At 42.0% G+C, this 3,609-nt stretch carries 2 protein-coding genes; both read right to left on the reverse strand.

What is annotated here, in order from left to right; all coding sequences use genetic code 11:
* Positions 1-2,265: SusC/RagA family TonB-linked outer membrane protein (locus tag VF500_RS03440; RefSeq protein ID WP_330858330.1), on the reverse strand; the 2,265-nt coding region annotated here is incomplete at its 3' end.
* 104 nt (positions 2,266-2,369) lie between these two features.
* Positions 2,370-3,035 carry a DUF3826 domain-containing protein gene (locus VF500_RS03445; protein WP_330858331.1) on the reverse strand — a complete coding sequence of 222 codons (666 nt, stop codon included), beginning with the start codon at positions 3,033-3,035 and terminating at the stop codon, positions 2,370-2,372.
* Positions 3,036-3,609 lie beyond the last annotated feature (574 nt).

The raw sequence follows: 3,609 nt of genomic DNA on the forward strand, positions 1-3,609 counted from the left end.
AGCAAGCATATCATAGCGGTGCTCCCAGAAATAATCGGCAGAAATTGATAAGCGATTATTCAGGAAAGCAGCATCCAGGCCGTAGTTTGTTTTCAGGTCATGGTCCCAGGTTAGGTTAGCATTGGGGATGGCGATATTTAGCAATGCGCCTAAACCTCTGTCACCATTACCACCGAAAACCGCACCGCCCTTGTTACCGGTACCAAACTGATAGTTAACCGCATATAAATATGATGGCGTGTTATCAGAACCTAATAAACCAACCGATCCCCTGAATTTCAACAGATCAACAAAGCTTACCGATTTAAAGAAATTTTCCTTAGAAACTACCCAGCCAGCCGAAGCAGATGGGAAATATCCCCATTGGTGACCCGGTGCAAAGTTGGTATTAGCATCGGCCCTCATGGCCAGTTCTACCAGGTATTTATCAGCGTAAGCATAATTTACCCTGCCGGCAACCGCTTTACGGCCATATTCTTTTACCAGAGTAGCCTGGTTTGAAGATTGGTCGCCGGTGGTGAATGTCTGGTTATCTTTTCCGCCTACAATCACACCGTCGGCTTCTGCTGCCACACCTTCACTATATGATTCATACTGCTCGTACAATGCAAGAGCTGTGATCTCATGTGCGCCGAACCGTTTGTGGTAAGTAAGGTTGGCGTTGAACTGGTAGTTATCAGCCAATGACGGTGTAAGACGTACCTTATCACCATTTTTTATAGCTTTTACGCTTACCACAGTTCCTCCCGGAATATGGTTGTTGTCGCCTTCACCCGAATACTGATTGTAGTAGAATGTTGAACCATATTGCTTGTTAAAAGCATTATTGATGTTACGGTTATAGCTTGCATTGGCAGTTAACCCGCTGATACCCGGAATTTCGTAACTCAAATTGACTAAACCATTAAATACAGTATTATTGTTACCTGTGTAGTTGTTAGAATTTTGAACGGCAAAAAAGTTAAGGTTATCATTATTGCTGGTCCCTAAGTATACAGGGTGCCCGTCAATAAAATATTTTTGCCATGGTGGTGCCTGGTTAAGTGACAGAAAGTCGTTATCCGGACTTTCGGTGGTGCTTGAAAGTTTGTACCAGTATATTTTGCTTTTGGCAAGATCTTCACTCAGTGACAAAGACAGTTTTAGGCCTTTTGCAACCTTTGCATCAACGCTGGCCCTAAGCCCGAAACGGTTGGTATTTACACCTTTAAAGTTGGAGTTTTGGTTTACGTAGTTGGCGCCGGCAAAATAGGTCACCTTATCATTACCACCGGTTATGCTAAGCGCGTTACGGGTTGTTACCGCCGGCTTAAATGCCTGCTCTAAAAAGTTTTGATTATTGGCTTTGAAGTAATCAAGCTCATCAGGCGTATAATATTTTAAGTCTTTATTGCTTAAGTCTCCGTTGATATAACCCTCGGGTGTGATGGTATGGTTATATCTTGTTTGCTCAATATCATTCAGATAAGTAGCCATCTGAACGCCCGACATCATTTTAGGCAATTGAATAGCATCGGCAACACCTACCGACGAGCTGAAACTCACCTTCGGCGCACCCAGCTGCCCGCGTTTGGTTGTTATAACGATAACGCCGTTAGCGCCCAAAATACCGTAAATGGCTGCAGCAGCATCTTTCAGTATCGAGATGTTCTCTACCTCGCTTTGATCAAGCAGGTTAAAATCACTTTCGGTACGCTGCACACCGTCAATGATATATAAAGGTGTAGTACTACCCCCATTTTTTGCCAGGAAAACAGGGTTACGGATAGTGATGGTTCCACTTTGGCCAGGTCTTGCTATACCACCGCTTACGCTAACAGCAGCATTTGTACCGCGCAGCGCAGCTGCAAGGTTGGTGGTAGGGATATCCTGGATAGCTTTCATATCCACAGGGGCAACAGCTCCTGTTAAGTGGATCTTCTTTTGGGTACCGTAACCTACTACCACAACTTCGTCGAGGTTGTTTTGTGAGGGTACCATTTTAAAATCGGCGTTCATTTCGCCAATTTTCAGTGACTTTTCCTGGTAGTTGTATCCAAGAAATTTAGCCCCCACCACAACGGCTTGAAGGTTAGTGGCCTTAATTGAATATTTACCATCGGCATTGGTGATAGTGCCTGTATTACTGCCCTTTACCTGTATGGCAACCCCGGGCAGGGAAACACCCTTTTCGTCTGTAACGGTACCCGTTATATTACGATCCTGGGCTTTTAGCGCACTGCCTAAGCACAGTAACACCGAAAGTAAGAGGAAAAGTTTTCTCATAAACTTGATAATTTAATTTTCATGATCAGGTTAATTAATTGGTATAATTGGTTTGCCCGGCTAAAGCTTATATCATGATACCGGGAATATTAGGTTAGTTCAAATTATTGTTTTGCGGCTTGCCGCTCCTTGATCCGTTTTTGCCATTCTTCACCCTCCTTTTTCATATCGTAACCCTGTGCAGACAGATAGTTATTAATGCGTCCTTTAAACTTGCCAAACCAGGCATGTTTTTTCTCTGCTGATTCGGCATCTATTGCGTTCTCCCTTGCTTCCAGCAGCCATCCTTTAATTTTGCCTTTTTGTTTTTCGGTAAGGTTTGGGATCTCGTCCTGGTAAGCGGTGTAAGTAATTGGATAAATGCGGTAGGTCATGCCGTCTTTTATATTATCAACCTCATCGGCGCTTAATTCTTTGTTCAGCTTTTTGATATATGATGCATGTAATACTTTAACCTGCTTTACCACATCGCTATCTACCAGGGCAATTTTGGTATTGGCCCCTGCCTTGTCATCAGGCATTTGCGCTTTGATATCGTTTGCTTTTGTTTTACGCGCGTCGTAAACGGTGTTCAGGTCATTATACTGGGCAACCACAATATCACGCACTTTCTTAAATTTTACCGAGTCGGTAATGCCTGCTCCGGTAACAATTTTGTTTGAGCGTTCGGTGATCACCTTTATATAGTTGTTATCGGCTGGAGCTTGTGCAAAAGCTGCGTTGCCTGCCGCTGATAATAACAATATGGCTATGTATTTAAAGTGCTTCATGAGTGTTTTAATTGGTCAAATTCTTTATACTGCTTATACAAAAGCCCTCAAAAAGTTTATAGTATCCTGCCATTTTTTACGCAATTAATTGTTTATATCACAATTAATTAAGTGTTAAAATCTTGTCAGTTCTAAAAGCCTGCTAAAAAGTATAATTAATTTTATTGGTTTATATTTCCTGGTATCCCGCAGCCTGATTTACAACTTGCTTTAACAAATATCACGTGTTAGCCTTTGCGTTTCCTGTTTGTATTTATCTATTTATTATACAATCTTACCATAACGCCTTTTTCGTGCAAAGCTAAATTTTTGTCAAAAGAAAATTACATTGCTGCAAATTGGGTTTGATTAAAAATTGCTACTTTTAAAAATATAAACCAACGCGGCACATACATAAATATGGGCCGGCCCGCTAACCTTTATTGATTTTCGTAAAATGAAGCCCCATTTTCTCAAGGTTGCGGTAAAACCGCAAAATTCATTCAGTATACGGCATGATATTTTGCCCACCTTCAGAGGTATCTGGCATTACCATCCCGAGCTTGAATTACACTACGTAATAAAGGGCGAAGGG

This window comes from Mucilaginibacter sp. (assembly GCF_036383575.1).
Taxonomy (GTDB): Bacteria; Bacteroidota; Bacteroidia; order Sphingobacteriales; family Sphingobacteriaceae; genus Mucilaginibacter.

What these genes read in the sequence shown, in the direction of transcription:
- VF500_RS03445 (WP_330858331.1), bottom strand. Translation starts at nt 3,035, where the DNA reads ATGAAGCACTTTAAATACATAGCCATATTGTTATTATCAGCGGCAGGC.